Below are 16858 nucleotides of genomic sequence, written 5' to 3' on the forward strand. Positions count from 1 at the left end.
GCCTTCCAGCAGCAGGACCACAGAGCCCTCCTTGACCTTGCTGCCCACCTCGACCTTCAATTCCTTCACCACGCCGGCCTGGCTCGACGGAATCTCCATCGAGGCCTTGTCCGACTCCACGGTGATCAGCGACTGTTCGGCCTTGACCGTGTCGCCCACCTTGACCAGCAGCTCGATCACTGCGACTTCATCGAAATCGCCGATGTCCGGCACCTTGATTTCCACTATTGCCATCTCGTTGTCTCCCGCCCGTGAGGCGCGTCGGTTGTTCGGGTTGTTGGTTGTTTACGCGTAGAGCGGACTGATCTTCTCGGCGTTGATGCCGTACTTCTTGATCGCTTCGGCGACCTTGGTTGCCGGCACTGTGCCGTCTTCGCTGAGCGCCTTGAGCGCGGCAACCACGATGAAGTGGCGGTTGACTTCGAAATGCTCGCGCAGCTTGGCGCGGAAATCGCTGCGGCCAAAGCCGTCGGTGCCAAGCACCTTGTAGTTGCGGCCCTTGGGGATGAACGGACGGATCTGTTCGGCGTAGGCCTTCATGTAGTCGGTCGACGCGACCACCGGGCCATTGCTGGACGACAGTTGCTGCGTCACGAACGGCACGCGCTGTTCGTCGGTGGGATGCAGGAGGTTGAAGCGCTCGGCCTCCTGGCCGTCACGCGTCAGCTCGTTGAAGCTTGGGCAGCTCCACACGCTCGCGCTCACGCCCCAGTCCTTCTCGAGCAGTTCCTGCGCGAAGAAGCTCTCACGCAGGATGGTGCCGCTGCCCAGCAACTGCACCGTCGGCGCCTTGGCCTTCAGTGCAGGGCCCTGCTTGGCCAGGTACATGCCCTTGATGATCTGCTCCTCGGTGCCGGGTTGCAGGCCGGGCATCGGGTAGTTCTCGTTGAGCAGTGTGATGTAGTAATACACGTTCTCCTGGCGTTCGACCATGCGCTTCAGGCCATGGTGCAGGATCACCCCGACTTCATGCGCGAAGGTCGGGTCGTAGCTCACGCAGTTCGGGATGGTGTTGGCCAGGATGTGGCTGTGGCCGTCCTCGTGCTGCAGGCCTTCGCCATTCAGCGTGGTGCGCCCCGACGTGCCGCCGAGCAGGAAGCCGCGCGCCTGCATGTCGCCGGCCGCCCAGGCCAGGTCGCCGATGCGCTGGAAGCCGAACATCGAGTAGTACACGTAGAACGGCACCATGATTCGGTTGTTCGTCGAGTACGACGTGGCCGCAGCGATCCAGCTCGACATGCCGCCCGCCTCGTTGATGCCTTCCTGCAGGATCTGGCCAGCCTTGTCTTCCTTGTAGTACATGACCTGGTCTTTATCGACCGGGGTGTACTGCTGGCCATCGGGGTTGTAGATGCCGATCTGGCGGAACAGGCCTTCCATGCCGAAGGTACGTGCCTCGTCGACCAGGATCGGCACGACGCGCGGGCCCAGCGCCTGGTCGCGCAACAGTTGCGTGAGGAAGCGCACATAGGCTTGCGTCGTCGAGATCTCGCGCCCCTCGGCGGTTGGCTCGATCACGCTCTTGAACACCTCCAGCGCCGGTACGGTGAAACTTTCATCGGCCTTGGTGCGGCGATGCGGCAGGTAGCCGCCCAGCGCCTTGCGACGCTCGTGCAGATACTTCATTTCCGGCGTGTCGTCGGCCGGCTTGTAGAACGGGATGTCCGCGATCTGGCTGTCCGGAATCGGGATGTTGAAGCGGTCGCGGAAGGCCTTGATGTCGTCTTCGCTGAGCTTCTTGGTCTGGTGGACGGTGTTCTTGCCCTCGCCGATCTTGCCCATGCCGAAGCCCTTCACGGTCTTGATCAGCAACACCGTCGGCTGGCCCTTGTGATTCACGGCCGCATGGAAGGCCGCGTAGACCTTCTGCGAGTCATGGCCGCCGCGGCGCAGTTGCCAGATGTCGTCGTCGCTCATCTTCTCGACCATGGCCGCCGTGCGCGGATCGCGGCCGAAGAAGTGCTTGCGGACGTAGGCGCCGTCGTTGGCCTTGAAGGCCTGGTAGTCGCCGTCGACCGTGTCCATCATGATCTTGCGCAGCGCACCGTCCTTGTCGCGCGCCAGCAGCGGATCCCAGTTGCTGCCCCACAGCAGCTTGATCACGTTCCAGCCCGCCCCGCGGAACTCGCCTTCGAGCTCCTGCACGATCTTGCCGTTGCCGCGCACCGGGCCGTCGAGGCGCTGCAGATTGCAGTTGATGACGAACACCAGGTTGTCGAGCTTCTCGCGTGCGGCCAGGCCGATGGCGCCGAGCGATTCCACTTCGTCCATTTCGCCGTCGCCGCAGAACACCCAGACCTTGCGGTTCTCGGTGTTGGCGATGCCGCGGGCATGCAGGTACTTGAGGAAGCGGGCCTGGTAGATCGCCATCAGCGGGCCAAGGCCCATCGACACGGTCGGGAACTGCCAGAACTCGGGCATCAACTTGGGATGCGGATAGCTGGAGAGGCCCTTGCCGTCGACTTCCTGGCGGAAGTTGAGCAGTTGCTCTTCGGTCAGCCGGCCTTCGAGGTAGGCGCGGGCATAGACGCCGGGCGACACGTGCCCCTGGATGTAGAGACAGTCGCCGCCGTGGTTCTCGCTCTCGGCATGCCAGAAGTGATTGAAGCCAGCGCCGAACATGCTTGCCAGCGATGCGAAGGAGCCGATGTGGCCGCCAAGGTCGCCGCCTTCGGGCGGGTGATGCCGGTTGGCCTTGACCACCATCGCCATCGCATTCCAGCGCATGTAGGACCGCAGGCGTTCTTCGATTTCGAGATTGCCGGGGGAGCGTTCTTCCTGGTCCGGCTCCAGGGTGTTGACGTAGGCGGTGTTGGCCGAGAACGGCTTGTCGATGCTGTTCTGGCGCGCGTGCTCGAGGAGTTGCTCCAGGAGGAAGTGAGCGCGGTCGGGGCCCTCACTCTGGATGACGGCGGACAGTGCGTCCATCCATTCACGTGTTTCCTGCGCGTCCGCGTCATTCGCGGCCGAGCCAAAAAGATTCTCGGGACTTGCCGACATTTTTGTCTCCTGGGTGTGGATGGCAGCCAATTTACCGCCGTGTTTGCGATGGCAGGAAGTTTCGCACAACATTTATGTAATTTCAAATGGTGCTTGTTGATTTTATATTGTGCAATTTGAAGTTTCAGTCCGTGACGTTCCCGCATGAGTGTCAAGACCGTTTCCGCTGGCTCGAAGAGGGGTTCCCCTACACTCGGGGGCAATGCCGTTCACGTCCTCCGTCGAAGCAGCGCGCCAGGTCGCCAATTCGTCGCCCCTTTCCTGGTGGCGCCGGTGGTGGCGACGCCAGACGCCGGTCCTTCAGGATGCGGTCGCCATGCTGGCGCCGCTGGCCGCCGTACTGCTTTTCCTAGCCGCCATCGTTTCCGCGTTCTGGTACCTGCGTGCAGAAGAACTCGAGCGCGAACAGGAGTCCGTCAAGCGCGACGTGGAATACGCCCAGCAGCGCTTGCGACTTCGACTGCTGGAGCGCCAGGAGCAGTTGATGCGCGTGGCACGCGATGCCTCCAACCGCGAGATCGATTCCCCCGAATTCGCCAGTCGAGCCGAATCACTGGTGAGCCAGTTCCCGGAATTGCAGGGCGTCACGTGGATCGACGACCGTCGCCGCGTGAAGGCCGCGTACGCCGCGCCCAGCGTGCACCCCTCGCAGCAACACCCGATCGGCGAAGTGCTGCGCCCCGGCGACATCGAAACCAATTACGCCCTCTCGCGCGAATTGCGGCAGCCGGTGTATTCGCAGCCGATCGCGGGCAACGATCCGCCCAGCCTGCTGCAGCTCCACATCCCGCTGTTCGACCAGGGCTTGTTCGCCGGCGTGCTGATGGGCGAGTTCTCTATAGACGGCCTGCTGCGCTACGGCATCCCGCCCGAGGTGGCGGCGCGCTATGCGGTGTCGCTGCTCGACGCCAAGAATGGCCTGATCGCCGGCAACACCGTCAACCCGCGTGAAGCCGGCACGCGCGTGCTGCCATGGAACGAGCACACCAACGAATACGAAGTGCCGGTATCGCCCGTCGGCAATGGCCTGCTGTTGCGCGCGCAGGCCTATCGCACCTCGCAGGGCTTCGTCGGCAACGGCTTGTTTTGGCTGGTTGGCGCACTCAGCGTGCTCACCAGCTGGATGCTGATCGGCACCTGGCGCCACACGCGCCGCCGCCTGCAGGCACAGCAGGCATTGGTTGCCGAAACCAACTTCCGCCGTGCGATGGAGAACTCCATGCTCACCGGCATGCGCGTGCTCGACCTCGAAGGCCGCATCACCTACGTCAACGCCGCCTTCTGCGCCATGACCGGATGGAGCGAATCGGAACTGGTCGGGCAGACGCCGCCCTTCCCCTACTGGCTCGAATCCGACCGCGAGGTGATGAACGAGCGCCTGGAGGAAGAGTTGCACGGGCGCGCCCTGCCCGGCGGCTTCCAGGTGCGGGTCAAGCGCCGCAATGGCAGCGTGTTCGATGCGCGGCTTTACGTCTCGCCGCTCATCGATGCACGCGGCCACCAGACCGGCTGGATGACGTCGATGACCGACATCACGGAGCCGACGCGCATCCGCGAACAGCTGTCGGCATCGCATGAGCGTTTCACGATCGTGCTGGAGGCGCTGGACGCGTCCGTATCGGTGGCACCGCTTGGCAGCAAGGAACTGCTGTTCGCCAACAAGCTGTACCGCAGCTGGTTCGGCTCCAACACCGTCGGCCATCTCGACATGGTGGCGCAGGCAGGCGTGCCGGCCTCGCAGGCCCACGACGACGGCCTGGACGACGTCGATCCCTACGCCGGCCTGCCGATCGACACGCTCACCGCAGCGCAGCCCGGCAACAACGAGATCTTCGTGCCCGATCTCGGCAAGTGGCTCGAAGTGCGCTCGCGCTACCTGACCTGGGTCGACGGCCGCCTGGCGCAAATGGTGATCGCGACCGACATCACGCCGCGCCGCGACGCCGAGGACCTGTCCGCCGCGCAGGCCGACCGCGCGCAGGCCGCCAGCCGCCTCATCACGATGGGCGAGATGGCATCGAGCGTTGCGCACGAACTGACGCAACCGCTCACCGCCATCAACAACTATTGCAACGGCATGGCCTCGCGCATCAAGGGCCAGACCATCGATTCCGATTCGCTGCTGGCCGCGCTCGACAAGACCTCGAAGCAGGCCCAACGCGCCGGCCAGATCATCCAGCGCATCCGCTCCTTCGTGAAGCGCAGCGAACCCAACCGCACGCCGGCCGAGGCCAGCACGATGGTGAGCGAGGCCGTGGAACTCGCCGGCATCGAACTGCGTCGACGCAACGTGCGTCTCAACCACTATGTCGCGGCGCGCCTGCCCATCCTGCGCGTGGACCCGATCCTCATCGAACAGGTGCTGGTCAACCTGCTGAAGAATGCCGCCGAGTCCATCGACGTGGCGAATCGGCCGCTGGCGCGCCGCAGCGTAGAGTTGCGGGTGGTTCCGCGCGTGGTCGATGGTCAGAATGCCGTCGAGTTTTCAGTGCAGGACACCGGCATGGGCCTGGCGCCGGAAGTCATGGACCGCCTGTATGAAGCATTCTTTTCCACCAAACCGGAAGGAATGGGCATAGGGCTGAATTTGTGCCGGACCATCGTGGAATCCCACCGTGGCAGGATGCAGGCAGAGAACATTTACAATCTCTCACAAGTAGTTGGCTGCCGTTTTTCCTTCTGGATTCCGGTGTTTGACGCGATGGACCCGATAGCAAGAGACGAGACAAAGGTAACGGCATGAGTTTGATTCCCAAGAAGGGCACGGTCTACGTTGTCGATGACGACGAAGCGGTTCGCGATTCCCTGCAATGGCTGCTGGAAGGCAAGGATTACCGGGTTCGCTGTTTCGATTCGGCCGAATCCTTCCTCTCCCGTTATGACCCACGCGAAGTCGCATGTCTGATCGTCGACATCCGCATGGGCGGCATGACCGGGCTCGAGTTGCAGGATCGGCTGATCGAGCGCCGCTCGCCGCTGCCGATCGTGGTCATCACCGGCCACGGCGACGTGCCGATGGCGGTCGACTCGATGAAGAAGGGCGCGATGGATTTCATCCAGAAGCCCTTCAACGACGAGGAACTGGTGACGCTGGTCGAGCGCATGCTCGAACACGCACGCGGCGCTTTCGCCCAGCACCAGCAATCAGCCAGCCGCGACGCGCTGCTGTCCAAGCTGACCGGCCGCGAAGCCCAGGTGCTCGAACGCATCGTCGCCGGCCGCCTGAACAAGCAGATCGCCGACGACCTCGGCATCAGCATCAAGACGGTGGAGGCGCACCGGGCCAACATCATGGAAAAGCTCAACGCCAACACGGTCGCCGACCTGTTGAAGATCGCGCTGGGGCAGAACGCCCCGAAGGCTTGAGGCACGACGCGTTCCCGAATTTCGCTATTTCACTGACAGCCACAGCGCCCGTCACGCTTGCGTGAACGGGCGCTTTTACTTGGAGAATCACCGCCCATGACCGCACAACTCATCGACGGCAACGCGCTTGCCAAATCCATCCGCGCCGAAGTCGCCGGACGCACCGCTGCCCTCAAGGCGCGCGGCATCACGCCGGCCCTTTCCATCATCCTCGTGGGCGAAGACCCGGCCAGCCAGGTCTACACGAAGCACAAGGTCAACGACAGCACCGAGACCGGCCTGCAGGCCACGCTGGAGCGCTACCCGGCCACCATGACCGGGGCCGAACTACTGGCCCGCATTCGCGCGCTCAACGAGGATCCGAAAGTGCACGGCATCCTCGTGCAATTGCCGTTGCCCAAGCACATGGACAGCCAGAAGGTGATCGAGACCATCTCGCCCGCCAAGGACGTTGACGGCTTCCACATCCACAGCGCCGGTGCGCTGATGACCGGCGCCCGCGGCTTCTGGCCCTGCACGCCCTACGGCTGCATGAAGATGCTCGAATCGATCGGCTACAACCTGCGCGGCAAGCATGCGGTGGTCATCGGCCGCAGCAACATCGTCGGCAAACCGATGGCCATGATGCTGCTCGCGCAGAGCGCCACGGTCACCATCTGCCACAGCGCCACCGCCGACCTCAAGGCCATGACCTTGCAGGCCGACGTGATCGTCGCAGCGGTCGGCAAGCGCAATGTGCTCACCGCCGACATGGTGAAGCCGGGCGCGGTGGTCATCGACGTCGGCATGAACCGCAATGACGAAGGCAAGCTCTGCGGTGACGTCGACTTCGACGGCGTGCGCGGGGTCGCCGGCTGGATCACGCCGGTGCCCGGCGGCGTCGGCCCGATGACGCGCGCGATGCTGCTCGTCAACACGCTCGAGGCGGCCGAAAACGCGGGATGATGCTCCGCGCACTTCCTGCGCTCCTCACGCCCCCCCGACCAGAGCCCCCACGCCGGCAACCCGATAAAGCCGGCGTCGCAGTGGTGCCGGCTCAAACACCGGCACACTTGAACTTGTCTCATCTGCCCGCCATCTCAACCAGACCATGACCAATCCCCTCCTCGATTTCTCCGACCTCCCGCTGTTCGACAAGATCAAGCCCGAGCATGTGGCGCCTGCCGTCGACGTGCTGCTGGCCGATGCCGAGGCCGCCCTGCAAACCGTGACCGCCCCGGCATTCCCCGCGGAATGGTCGGCGATCGCCAAGGTGCTGGACGTGTCCACCGAGCGCTTCAGCCGGGCCTGGGGGGCCGTCGGCCATCTCAATGCCGTCGCCGACACGCCGCAACTGCGCGCCGCCTACAACGAGGCGATGCCGCGCGTCACCGCGTTCTGGACCCAGCTCGGCTCCGACGAACGCATGTATGCCAAGTACAAAGCCGTCGACGTGGGCGCGCTCAATGCGGAGCAGCGCCAGGCCCACAAGTACGCGGTGCGCAATTTCGTGCTCGGTGGGGCGGAATTGCAGGGCGAGGCCAAGGAGCGCTTCGCAGCCATCCAGGAGCGCCAGGCCGAACTGAGCCAGAAGTTCAGCGAAAACGCCCTCGATGCCACCGATGCCTTCGCCTACTACGCCGAGCTGCCAGAACTCGAAGGCGTTCCGGATGACGTCGTCAGCACCGCCCGCGCAGCCGCCGAAGCCGAAGGCAAGCCAGGCTACAAGCTCACGCTGAAGATGCCCTGCTACCTGCCGGTGATGCAGTTCGCGAAAAGCAGCGCGCTGCGCCAGACGCTCTACCGCGCCTACGTCACGCGGGCCAGTGAGTTCGGCCCGCCCGAGCTCGACAACAGCGCGCTGATCCGCGAGATCCTCGAACTGCGCCAGGAGGAAGCCCGCCTGCTCGGCTACAAGAACTTCGGCGAACTCTCGGTGGTGCCGAAGATGGCCGAGTCGCCCGAGCAGGTCACGAAGTTCCTGCGCGATCTCGCCTCCAAGGCCCGCCCCTACGGGGAGCGCGATCTGGCCGACCTGCGCGCCTTCGCCGCCGAATCGCTGGGCCTGGCCGATCCGCAGCCCTGGGACTGGAGCTACGTCGGCGAGAAGCTCAAGGAAGCGCGCTACTCCTTCAGCGAGCAGGAAGTCAAGCAGTACTTCACCGCGCCGAAGGTCATGGCCGGCCTGTTCAAGATCGTCGAGACGTTGTTCGAGGTCAACATCCGCCGCGACGATGCGCCGGTGTGGAATCCGGGCGTCGAGTTTTATCGCATCGAGCGCCAGACGCCGCAGGGCGCACAGAAAGTCGGCCAGTTCTATCTCGACCCGTCCGCACGCGCCGGCAAGCGTGGCGGTGCCTGGATGGACGACGTGCGCGCCCGCTGGTTGCGGCCCGACACCGGCGCCCTGCAGACCCCGGTCGCGCAACTGGTCTGCAACTTCGCCGACGGCGTGGACGGCAAGCCGCCGCTCCTCACCCACGACGACGTGACCACGCTGTTCCACGAGTTCGGCCACGGCCTGCACCACATGCTCACGCAGATCAACGAGCGCGACGTGTCGGGCATCAGCGGCGTCGAGTGGGATGCGGTCGAACTGCCGAGCCAGTTCATGGAGAACTTCTGCTGGGAGTGGGACGTGCTCAAGCACATGACCTCTCACGTCGACACCGGCGAGCCGCTGCCGCGCGCCCTGTTCGACAAGATGACCGCCGCCAAGAACTACCAGAGCGGCCTGCAGACACTGCGCCAGATCGAGTTCTCGCTGTTCGACATGCTGCTCCACACGAGCTACGACGCCGCCACAGCCAAGCCCGGCGACGTGATGGCGCTGCTGGGCCAGGTGCGTGCAGAAGTGGCCGTCATGCCCTCGCCGGATTTCAGCCGCACGCCCAACACCTTCAGCCACATCTTCTCGGGCGGCTACGCCGCCGGCTACTACAGCTACAAGTGGGCCGAGGTGCTGAGCGCCGACGCTTATGCCGCCTTCGAGGAAACGGCCGGCGCCAATGGCGAGCCCAGCATCGAGACCGGCCGCAAGTACCGCCAGGCCATCCTCGAAGCGGGTGGCAGCCGCAGCGCGATGGAGTCATTCAAGGCCTTCCGCGGCCGCGAGCCGCAACTTGATGCGCTGTTGCGACATCAGGGCATGGCCGAATCGCACGCAACCTGAGGCCTGACGGATACTCGGCCCCATTCGATGTCGATGACCCGGAGTTCCCGATGAGCTTTTCTTCCTCACATCTCGGTGGCCGCCAGCTCCCGCTCCTGTTGCTGCTGATGGCCGGCAGCGCGATGGCCCAGGTCTATCGCAATGTCGACAAGAACGGCGTCGTCAGCTACTCCGACCAGCCGCCGTCCAGGGCCGCGCAACCCGCGGCGCCACGCGGCGGCACGGTGAACGAATTGCCTGAGCCCGTCGGCAGCGGCAGCCTGCCCTACGAGCTCCGCCAGGTGGTCCAGCGCTATCCCGTCACGCTCTACACCGGCGACGACTGCCAGCCGTGCAGCGCGGCCCGCTCGATGCTGACGACCCGCGGCGTGCCTTTCAGCGAGCGCACCGTGAAGACCAACGAAGACGTGGCGGCGCTGCAGCGCCTGAGCGGCCAGAACACGCTGCCGGTGGTGAGCATCGGGACGCAGCAACTCAAGGGCTATTCGGACGTCGAGTGGTCGCAGTACCTCGATGCGGCGGGCTATCCCAAAAGCAACCAGTTGAGTGCCGGCTACGCGAGGCCGCCTGCGCAACCACTGGTCGCGGTCAAGGAAGCACCGGCGCCGGCCGCACGCCCGCCTGCCGCCGCGTCTGTCCCGGTCGCGCCGGCACCGGCGGCCGTCTCGGGACCGACGCCCGACAACCCGGCCGGGATCAAGTTCTGATATGAGCCCGCCCCCGGGAGCGCCTGTGAAATGAGCCCGTGGGCCGCGCCTTGCCCGGCCAGGCCCTGCGCGGGGATCAAGTCGAAATGGCAAGGCCACATCGACTTCTGCGCTGCATCAATCGAAGCTGAGCGTCTGCACGCCTGAGGGCGTACCCAGCAGGCACACGTTGGCCTTCTGGTGCGCGAACACGCCCACCGTGACGACGCCCGGCCACTGGCTGACTTCACTCTCGAACGCCAGCGGGTCGCGGATCTTCAGGCCGGTGACGTCGACGATGTGCTGACCGTTGTCGGTCACCAGCGGCAAGCCGTCACGCTCGCGCACCTGTGCGATGCCGCCAAGCTTCTCGAACTGGCGCATCACCCGCCGCGCAGCCATCGGGATGACTTCCACTGGCAGCGGAAAGGCGCCCAGCACCTCGACCCGCTTCGACTCGTCCGCGATGCAGATGAAGCGGCGCGACTGGGCCGCGACGATCTTCTCGCGCGTGAGCGCCGCGCCGCCGCCCTTGATCATGAAGCCGTGGCCGTCGATCTCGTCCGCGCCGTCGATGTAGACCGAAAGTTCGTCGACTTCATTGCTGTCGAACACCTCTATGCCCAGGGCGCGCAATCGCTCGGTCGACGCCACCGAGCTGGAGACCGCGCCGCGGATCTGGTCCTTGATGGTCGCAAGCGCCTCGATGAACTTGTTGACCGTGGAGCCGGTGCCCACACCAACGATTTCGCCGGGCACCACATACTGGAGCGCGGCATGGCCCACCAGGGTCTTGAGTTCGTCCTGGGTCAAAGGCGCAGGCGCGGATGCATTCATAGGGGAAAATCCTGAGTGTCTGAAGCCGAGAATTATCCGATGTCCCTGTTGCTCCCCTACGCCTTTGCGCGCCCCTTCCTGTTCGGACTCGATCCCGAGCAGGCGCATGAACTCACCATCGCCGGCCTGGAGCGCACGCAGAACACGCCGCTGGCCTGCGTCTACGGCGGCTCGCGGGTGGAAGACCCGGTCACGCTGGCGGGCCTGCGTTTTCCCAACAAGGTCGGCCTGGCCGCGGGGCTCGACAAGAACGCGCGCTGCATCGACGGCTTCGCGGCGATGGGGTTCGGCTTTGTCGAGGTCGGCACGGTCACGCCCAAGGCTCAGCCGGGCAACCCCAAGCCGCGCATGTTCCGCCTGCCGCAGCGCGATGCGCTGATCAATCGCCTGGGCTTCAACAACGACGGGCTCGATGCCTTCATCGCCAACGTGCAGCGTGCGCGCTTTCGCAAGAGCACCGGCAGCAAGCCACCAATGCTGCTGGGCCTCAACATCGGCAAGAACGCCGCCACGCCGATCGAGCGCGCGACGGACGACTACGTCCAGTGCCTCGAAGGCGTCTACCCGCACGCCGACTACGTCACCATCAACATCTCCAGTCCCAACACCGCGAACCTGCGCACGCTGCAAAGCGACGAGGCGCTCGATGCACTGCTCGGCACGCTCGCCGAGCGGCGCAAGTCGCTCGCGGCGCAACAGGGGCGGCAGGTGCCCTTGTTCGTGAAGATCGCCCCGGACCTCGACGAGTCGCAGGTCGCGGTGATCGCCACAACCCTGAAGCGCCATGGCATGGATGGCGTCATCGCCACCAACACGACGCTCTCCCGCGAGGCCGTGGCCGGACTGCCGCACGCGAACGAAGCCGGCGGCCTCTCCGGTGCGCCGGTGCGCGAGGCCAGCAATCGCGTCATCGCGCAATTGCGCGCAGCGCTGGGCAAGGCATTTCCGATCATCGGTGTCGGCGGCGTCATGAGTGCGGCAGACGCCAGGGCCAAGTTGGCCGCCGGCGCGGACGTGGTGCAGATCTACACCGGCCTGATCTATCGCGGTCCCGGAATCGTGCGTGAGGCTGCCAGCGCGCTCAAGCGCGGCTGACAAAGCGGCGCCTCAGCGCATGCGCCAGATCACAGGCGCGATCACCCCGGTCCACCGAATCAACCGGCGCGGGCCGAGCACGGCAACGACCGCCGCCGCAGCCACGCCCACTGCCACAGGATGTTCGCGCGCGATGCGCAGCGCAGCGGCACCGGCGGATTCGTCCGGCGGCGGCGTGCCCGGTGCCGGTTCCGGGTCCGGCGCTTCGAGCGTCATGATGCGCAGGCGCTGGTGCTCGATGCGCGCCATCAACTCTTCAAGCGTGGCCGGTCGCTCCGGCTGCTCCTCGTCGTCGTGGCTGTCGAGGCCGAAGCGGTGTCGCGCCCACTGCCAGTCGCGCTCGAACTCGCGGCGCGTGTCGGCGACCACGGTCTTCGCGTCGGTCATTGCCTTCACCAGTTTCACCACCGCGATCACCCAGAGCACGATCCACAACGCGGCGACCGACCAGGCTGCGGCGATGCGATTCGGCGTGTCCCAGAAGTGCACGACGACCGCGACCGACAGCAAGGCCACCGCGACCGTGGTGAGTCCGAGCACGGCGATCACGAGTACCAGCATCAGCTTGTAGCGCTGCTTCTCCGCTTCCCATGTCATGCGCACCAATTGAACGCGGTCTTCTGCCGCGAGCGCGCCTTCGCCGGCCGCAATGCGCAGCCGACGTATCCGGGCATTGAGCCCGAACAGCGACAACAGCTTCATGGGCAGACTCCAGGTCTGCGGATCAGGCGCACGGGCCGATGGTGTGGTGTGTCAAGCGCTGAGGCGTCAATCGCGGCGGCCAAGCAGCAGGCCCACCAGGATGCCTACCGCCAGGGCGGCGCCGGCAATTTGCCAGGGTTCGTCATGCGCATAGGCGTTGGCCGAGCCGGCTGCTTCGCGCGCCTTCTTGGCGGCAAGCTTGGTCTTCTCCTGGGCCAGCTCACGGGCAATCGCCAGCTTGGCATCGACGCGCTGGCGCAGTGCCTTGATGTGGGGGACCGAATCGAGCTCCTTGCTGGCCAGTACGCCGCGCACGTCGTTGGCAAGGTCTTCAGCCACCGCGTTGGCAGCTGCTTCCAGATTTTGGGTGGATGCAGTCATTGGTAAATCTTCCCTCCAGTAGGTGCGCCGACACCGCGCCGGCTACTTCACGCCTGCAAGTGGCGTGCCGGCCATGGTACATGCGCGCCTGCGCTTTGGCGCATTGAAACTCATACTTTCGCAAGCAGATTGGCCACGTGTCGCGCGATGGCCAGGCTGCTGGTCAGGCCGGGCGACTCGATGCCGAACAGGTTGACCAGGCCCGCCACGCCATGCGCCTCGGGTCCCTGGATCATGAAATCGGCAGCGGGCTGGCCCGGCCCCGAGATCTTGGGCCGCATGCCGGCGTAGCCCGGGAGCAAGGCGCCGTCGGGCAACTCCGGCCAGTAGCGCCGGACTTCCGCATAGAAGGCGTCGCCGCGCGCGGGGTCGACGACGAGGTCGTCCGGCGAATCGACCCATTGCACGTCGGGCCCGAACTTGGCCTGTCCGCCCAGGTCCAGCGTCAGGTGCACGCCGAGGCCGGCCGCCTCGGGGACGGGGTAGATGAGTCGGCTGAAGGGGGCGCGGCCGGCGAGGGTGAAGTAGTTGCCCTTGGCGAAGAACGGCGTCGGCACGAGGGCTGGATCCAGGCCGTCGAAGCGCCGTGCCAGCGCCGGGGCGCCGAGCCCTGCGGCGTTGATCACCGTGCGACACCGTAGCAGCGTGCCGTCAGCGGCCTTGAGGACGACCGCGCCATTGCGGTAGTCGGCACTGTCCACGGGCGACTTGAGCGCCACGACGCCGCCTGCGTTTTCGAGTTCGCCCTGCAAGCTCAGCATCAACGCGTGACTGTCGACGATGCCGGTGCTCGGGGAATGGAGAGCCGCCATGCAATGGAGCTTTGGCTCCATCGCAAGCACTGCATCGGGATCGAGCCAGACGAGGTCGTCGACACCATTGGCGGCGGCCTTCGCGCGTATGGCTTCCAGCTCACCCACCTGCGCCGGCGACGTCGCGACGATGAGCTTGCCGCAGCGCCTGAAAGGCAGGCCTCGCGTGCCGAGGTAGTCGTACATCAGCCACTTTCCCTCGACGCACAGCCGTGCCTTGAGGGAGCCTTTGGGGTAGTAGATGCCGGCGTGGATCACCTCGCTGTTGCGCGAACTGGTGCCGGTGCCGATGGCACCTTCGCCCTCCAGCACGATGACCTCGCGACCCGCCAGCGCCAGTTCGCGCGCCACGGCCAAGCCGACAACCCCGGCGCCGATGACAGCGCAATCAAATTCATCCATCGGCCGAGCTTAAACAAGAACTCGCGCGATGCGTTCCGGCGCCGCTACACCTTTTGCGGCGCGTCGGGTTCCGATGGATCGGGTGTCGGTGCGACGGGCCCTTCATCGGGCTCGACCGGGAGGTCGGGCGGATCCGGCGTGGTGGGTGCGGCCAGGTCAGGAAATGCGACCATGACGAGTCTCCTTCAATGGGCCTAGTTTGAACCCATTCGCGCCTGCGAGCGAGCAGGCGCGCGCAGACGTCGTGCAAGCGCACCCGACGCCCACAAACGTCTACTGCGCTGACCGCGCCTCACCCAGCCCGATGGGCGCCGGCACGGAGTTGACGATCCGCGTGAACAACGCGGCATATTCGGCGTCCGGCTTGCAGCCGGTCAGCGGATCGTGGTTGGCGCTGAAGGCGCGGTCGAGTTCGGCCCAGTCTTCCTCCGACAGCACCCGTTCAGCCAGCGGAAGGATCTCGCGCTCTTCCAGCGCCATGTGCGCCAGGTAGAAGTCGACATAGCGCTCCACGGCAGTCTCGAAAGCCGCGCGGCGCGACTCGCCCATCATCTCGAAGGCCAGCAAGGCGTGCTCGACGTTACGAATCTTCCGTTCGCCGCGGTCGTGGTCGTCGTCGAGCCGGTCCAGCAACTCGCGCGAGATCGGCGTCCTGGAACGCAGCTTCGGAAACAGGAGTTCGGACTCCTTGCGGTGATGACGCTTTTCCGGAAACTCGTCGACGTAGAACAACATGGCGCGCAGCGCCGCGAAGTCCGGCAAGGTGCCGCTTCGCCGATGCTGTGCGAGCAGCAGCAGGATCGAGCGCAGCATGGCCGACAGCGCGGCATGCTCTTCCCGGATGATGCGGGTGGTTGCGTGGGTGGTGACTTGCTGGGCCATTCGATGCCTCCTTTGTGGTGGGTCGAAGGGTCGCGCAATGGGCGCCGCGCACCCTTGCGCCAGATCAAGCTTCGCGCATGCGGGACAGCCGGCGAACGATGGCCCTTGCGCCACATCAAGCCCACGGCCTCCCAGCATTTCCATACTGGCCACATCCCATCACTCAAGGAGTTTGCGATGTACCAGATGATTCTTGTCCCCATCGACGGCAGCGAGACGTCCACGCGCGGACTCGAGGAAGCCATCCGCATGGCCCAACTGACGAAGGGCCGCCTGCGCCTGTTCCACGTCATCGACGAACTCTCGTTTGCGCTGTCGATGGACGCCTACGCCGGATACGCCGGCGATTGGTTGAACACGCTTCGCGACGGCGGCACCCAGCTCCTCAAGGATGCCAAGGCGAAGGCACTGGCCGCCGGCATCGACGCCGAGGTCGCATTGCACGACAGCTTCAACGGCAAGGTCGCGGACCTGGTGGCGGCGGAAGCAGTCAACTGGCCAGCCGACCTGATCGTGCTCGGCACGCATGGCCGGCGCGGGATCGGCCGCATGTTCCTCGGCAGCGGGGCGGAAAGCATCCTGCGCACCGCGCCGGTGCCGGTGCTGCTGGTGCGCTCGCACGAAGAAGCCGTGGCCGCCGAACCTGCGCAAGTGACCGCGCGCGTGAGCATCCCCTCGGCCGCGCTGGCGATCGAATAGGACCGTGGCAACAACGGCGTCCGCCGCCCCTCGCGCTGAGCGTCCCGCGAGACGGACAATCCTGCGCATGGGCACTTCGCCACGACGATACGGTCGACGCAGCGCGGGCTTGCTGATGTATCGCCGCCGCGCCGGTGTGCTCGAGGTGCTGCTGGTGCATCCGGGCGGACCACTATGGGCTCGCCGGAACCTTGGCGCCTGGTCCATCCCGAAGGGCGAGATGAATGATCCTTCCGAGGACCCGCTCGACGCGGCAAGGCGCGAGTTCGCCGAGGAGACCGGCTTTGCGCCGGGCACGCAATGGACCGCCCTCGGGGAAGTCCGCCAGCGCAACGGCAAGCTGGTCATGGCCTGGGCCTTCGAGGGCGACGCCGACCCCGCGGCCCTCGTCTCCAACACCTTCGAGATGGAATGGCCGCCCCGCTCAGGCCGACGGCAGGCTTTCGCGGAAGTCGATCGCGCGGGCTGGTTCACGCTCGAAGCGGCGCGCCTGCATCTCAACGATGCGCAGGTCGTCTTTCTCGAACGGCTTCAGGCGCTTGTCGGATGACCGCCGTTGCCCGCGCCAGGGCCGACACGCACGTTGGGCGCTGATGGCGCAGCGACGCGCCTCCTGACACGGTGGGTCTGACGCAGGAACGCGCTTCGCAGGAACTCCAGCAACTCAGCCGCGCGAAGCAGCGTGCGGCGGTTCGATCGCATTGCGGGCCGAACTCGCATCTCTTTCGTTCACGCCAGCGGCCACGAGCAATGCCGTGGCCAGCAACGTGAGCACGACGAAAGCAAGGACCTGGATGGCGCCAGGCAGGGTAAGCTTCATGGAAACCTCCAGGAATCCAACATGG

At 65.5% G+C, this 16858-nt stretch carries 17 protein-coding genes; 8 read left to right on the top strand and 9 right to left on the bottom strand.

The annotated features are described in order from the left end of the window. Together HCU76_RS32310 and aceE are read right to left on the bottom strand one after the other, a co-directional pair. On the bottom strand, positions 1-234 hold a 234-nt coding region (locus tag HCU76_RS32310), incomplete at its 3' end, for a biotin/lipoyl-containing protein (RefSeq protein WP_305729963.1). A 51-nt stretch (positions 235-285) separates the two neighbouring features. Then, positions 286-3000 carry a pyruvate dehydrogenase (acetyl-transferring), homodimeric type gene (aceE, locus tag HCU76_RS32315; RefSeq protein WP_213953959.1) on the bottom strand — a complete coding sequence of 905 codons (2715 nt, stop codon included), beginning with the start codon at positions 2998-3000 and terminating at the stop codon, positions 286-288. 202 nt (positions 3001-3202) lie between these two features. Between aceE and HCU76_RS32320 the strand changes: the two genes are divergently transcribed. From HCU76_RS32320 to HCU76_RS32340, 5 genes are all read left to right on the top strand, one after another. Next, on the top strand, positions 3203-5743 hold the full coding sequence (locus tag HCU76_RS32320; protein ID WP_213953958.1) for a PAS domain S-box protein: 2541 nt from the start codon (positions 3203-3205) through the stop codon (positions 5741-5743). Continuing rightward, the gene (locus tag HCU76_RS32325; protein WP_213953957.1) at positions 5740-6366 is read left to right on the top strand and encodes a response regulator transcription factor; all 627 of its coding nucleotides are present in this window, start codon (positions 5740-5742) and stop codon (positions 6364-6366) included. Before HCU76_RS32320 ends, HCU76_RS32325 begins: the two co-directional genes overlap by 4 nt. 96 nt (positions 6367-6462) lie before the next feature. Next, positions 6463-7311, top strand: coding sequence for a bifunctional methylenetetrahydrofolate dehydrogenase/methenyltetrahydrofolate cyclohydrolase (locus tag HCU76_RS32330; RefSeq protein ID WP_213953956.1), 849 nt, complete (start codon positions 6463-6465; stop codon positions 7309-7311). A 145-nt stretch (positions 7312-7456) separates the two neighbouring features. Then, positions 7457-9517 (top strand): M3 family metallopeptidase, encoded by a 2061-nt coding sequence (locus tag HCU76_RS32335; protein ID WP_218511543.1) that lies wholly within the window; start codon positions 7457-7459, stop codon positions 9515-9517. A 50-nt stretch (positions 9518-9567) separates the two neighbouring features. Then, positions 9568-10224 (top strand): glutaredoxin family protein, encoded by a 657-nt coding sequence (locus HCU76_RS32340; protein WP_213953954.1) that lies wholly within the window; start codon positions 9568-9570, stop codon positions 10222-10224. 117 nt (positions 10225-10341) lie between these two features. On the opposite strand, the gene rpiA is transcribed toward HCU76_RS32340, so the two are convergent. Beyond that, on the bottom strand, positions 10342-11040 hold the full coding sequence (gene rpiA, locus HCU76_RS32345) for a ribose-5-phosphate isomerase RpiA (protein ID WP_213953953.1): 699 nt from the start codon (positions 11038-11040) through the stop codon (positions 10342-10344). A gap of 39 nt (positions 11041-11079) precedes the next feature. Between rpiA and HCU76_RS32350 the strand changes: the two genes are divergently transcribed. After that, entirely contained in the window at positions 11080-12135 is a 1056-nt protein-coding gene (locus tag HCU76_RS32350; protein ID WP_218511544.1) for a quinone-dependent dihydroorotate dehydrogenase, read from the top strand. 12 nt (positions 12136-12147) lie between these two features. Here HCU76_RS32350 and HCU76_RS32355 read toward each other — a convergent pair whose 3' ends face one another. The 5 genes from HCU76_RS32355 to HCU76_RS32375 all read right to left on the bottom strand — a co-directional run bounded on the left by HCU76_RS32355 (position 12148) and on the right by HCU76_RS32375 (position 15314). Then, a complete protein-coding gene (locus HCU76_RS32355) occupies positions 12148-12837 on the bottom strand; it encodes a phage holin family protein (protein WP_218511545.1) in 690 nt (229 codons plus the stop codon). Between the two features lie 66 nt (positions 12838-12903). Then, positions 12904-13218 (bottom strand): YqjD family protein, encoded by a 315-nt coding sequence (locus HCU76_RS32360; RefSeq protein ID WP_213953950.1) that lies wholly within the window; start codon positions 13216-13218, stop codon positions 12904-12906. Between the two features lie 110 nt (positions 13219-13328). Beyond that, positions 13329-14432 (bottom strand): NAD(P)/FAD-dependent oxidoreductase, encoded by a 1104-nt coding sequence (locus HCU76_RS32365; protein ID WP_218511546.1) that lies wholly within the window; start codon positions 14430-14432, stop codon positions 13329-13331. A 44-nt stretch (positions 14433-14476) separates the two neighbouring features. Further along, positions 14477-14605 (bottom strand): stereocilin, encoded by a 129-nt coding sequence (locus HCU76_RS32370; RefSeq protein ID WP_213953948.1) that lies wholly within the window; start codon positions 14603-14605, stop codon positions 14477-14479. 100 nt (positions 14606-14705) lie between these two features. Beyond that, positions 14706-15314 carry a hemerythrin domain-containing protein gene (locus HCU76_RS32375; protein WP_218511547.1) on the bottom strand — a complete coding sequence of 203 codons (609 nt, stop codon included), beginning with the start codon at positions 15312-15314 and terminating at the stop codon, positions 14706-14708. Positions 15315-15491: 177 nt separating this feature from the next. Here HCU76_RS32375 and HCU76_RS32380 point away from each other — a divergent pair, with 177 nt between their 5' ends. Further along, positions 15492-16013: a universal stress protein gene (locus HCU76_RS32380; protein ID WP_213953946.1), complete on the top strand. Its 522-nt coding sequence runs from the start codon at positions 15492-15494 to the stop codon at positions 16011-16013. Positions 16014-16080: 67 nt separating this feature from the next. After that, positions 16081-16563: an NUDIX domain-containing protein gene (locus HCU76_RS32385; protein WP_218511548.1), complete on the top strand. Its 483-nt coding sequence runs from the start codon at positions 16081-16083 to the stop codon at positions 16561-16563. Positions 16564-16677: 114 nt separating this feature from the next. Here the strand turns inward: HCU76_RS32385 and HCU76_RS32390 are convergent, their stop codons facing one another. Further along, the gene (locus HCU76_RS32390; RefSeq protein ID WP_213953944.1) at positions 16678-16833 is read right to left on the bottom strand and encodes a hypothetical protein; all 156 of its coding nucleotides are present in this window, start codon (positions 16831-16833) and stop codon (positions 16678-16680) included. Between the last annotated feature and the right edge of the window lie 25 nt (positions 16834-16858).

Source organism: Variovorax sp. dw_308, assembly GCF_019207085.1.
Classification (GTDB): Bacteria; Pseudomonadota; Gammaproteobacteria; order Burkholderiales; family Burkholderiaceae_C; genus Variovorax.

Excerpts from the sequence above, each read along its gene's own strand:
- aceE (WP_213953959.1), bottom strand. The coding sequence starts at position 3,000 with ATGTCGGCAAGTCCCGAGAATCTTTTTGGCTCGGCCGCGAATGACGCG.
- HCU76_RS32320 (WP_213953958.1), top strand. The coding sequence starts at position 3,203 with ATGCCGTTCACGTCCTCCGTCGAAGCAGCGCGCCAGGTCGCCAATTCG.
- HCU76_RS32325 (WP_213953957.1), top strand. The coding sequence starts at position 5,740 with ATGAGTTTGATTCCCAAGAAGGGCACGGTCTACGTTGTCGATGACGAC.
- HCU76_RS32330 (WP_213953956.1), top strand. The coding sequence starts at position 6,463 with ATGACCGCACAACTCATCGACGGCAACGCGCTTGCCAAATCCATCCGC.
- HCU76_RS32335 (WP_218511543.1), top strand. The coding sequence starts at position 7,457 with ATGACCAATCCCCTCCTCGATTTCTCCGACCTCCCGCTGTTCGACAAG.
- HCU76_RS32340 (WP_213953954.1), top strand. The coding sequence starts at position 9,568 with ATGAGCTTTTCTTCCTCACATCTCGGTGGCCGCCAGCTCCCGCTCCTG.
- rpiA (WP_213953953.1), bottom strand. The coding sequence starts at position 11,040 with ATGAATGCATCCGCGCCTGCGCCTTTGACCCAGGACGAACTCAAGACC.
- HCU76_RS32350 (WP_218511544.1), top strand. The coding sequence starts at position 11,080 with ATGTCCCTGTTGCTCCCCTACGCCTTTGCGCGCCCCTTCCTGTTCGGA.
- HCU76_RS32355 (WP_218511545.1), bottom strand. The coding sequence starts at position 12,837 with ATGAAGCTGTTGTCGCTGTTCGGGCTCAATGCCCGGATACGTCGGCTG.
- HCU76_RS32360 (WP_213953950.1), bottom strand. The coding sequence starts at position 13,218 with ATGACTGCATCCACCCAAAATCTGGAAGCAGCTGCCAACGCGGTGGCT.
- HCU76_RS32365 (WP_218511546.1), bottom strand. The coding sequence starts at position 14,432 with ATGGATGAATTTGATTGCGCTGTCATCGGCGCCGGGGTTGTCGGCTTG.
- HCU76_RS32370 (WP_213953948.1), bottom strand. The coding sequence starts at position 14,605 with ATGGTCGCATTTCCTGACCTGGCCGCACCCACCACGCCGGATCCGCCC.
- HCU76_RS32375 (WP_218511547.1), bottom strand. The coding sequence starts at position 15,314 with ATGGCCCAGCAAGTCACCACCCACGCAACCACCCGCATCATCCGGGAA.
- HCU76_RS32380 (WP_213953946.1), top strand. The coding sequence starts at position 15,492 with ATGTACCAGATGATTCTTGTCCCCATCGACGGCAGCGAGACGTCCACG.
- HCU76_RS32385 (WP_218511548.1), top strand. The coding sequence starts at position 16,081 with ATGGGCACTTCGCCACGACGATACGGTCGACGCAGCGCGGGCTTGCTG.
- HCU76_RS32390 (WP_213953944.1), bottom strand. The coding sequence starts at position 16,833 with ATGAAGCTTACCCTGCCTGGCGCCATCCAGGTCCTTGCTTTCGTCGTG.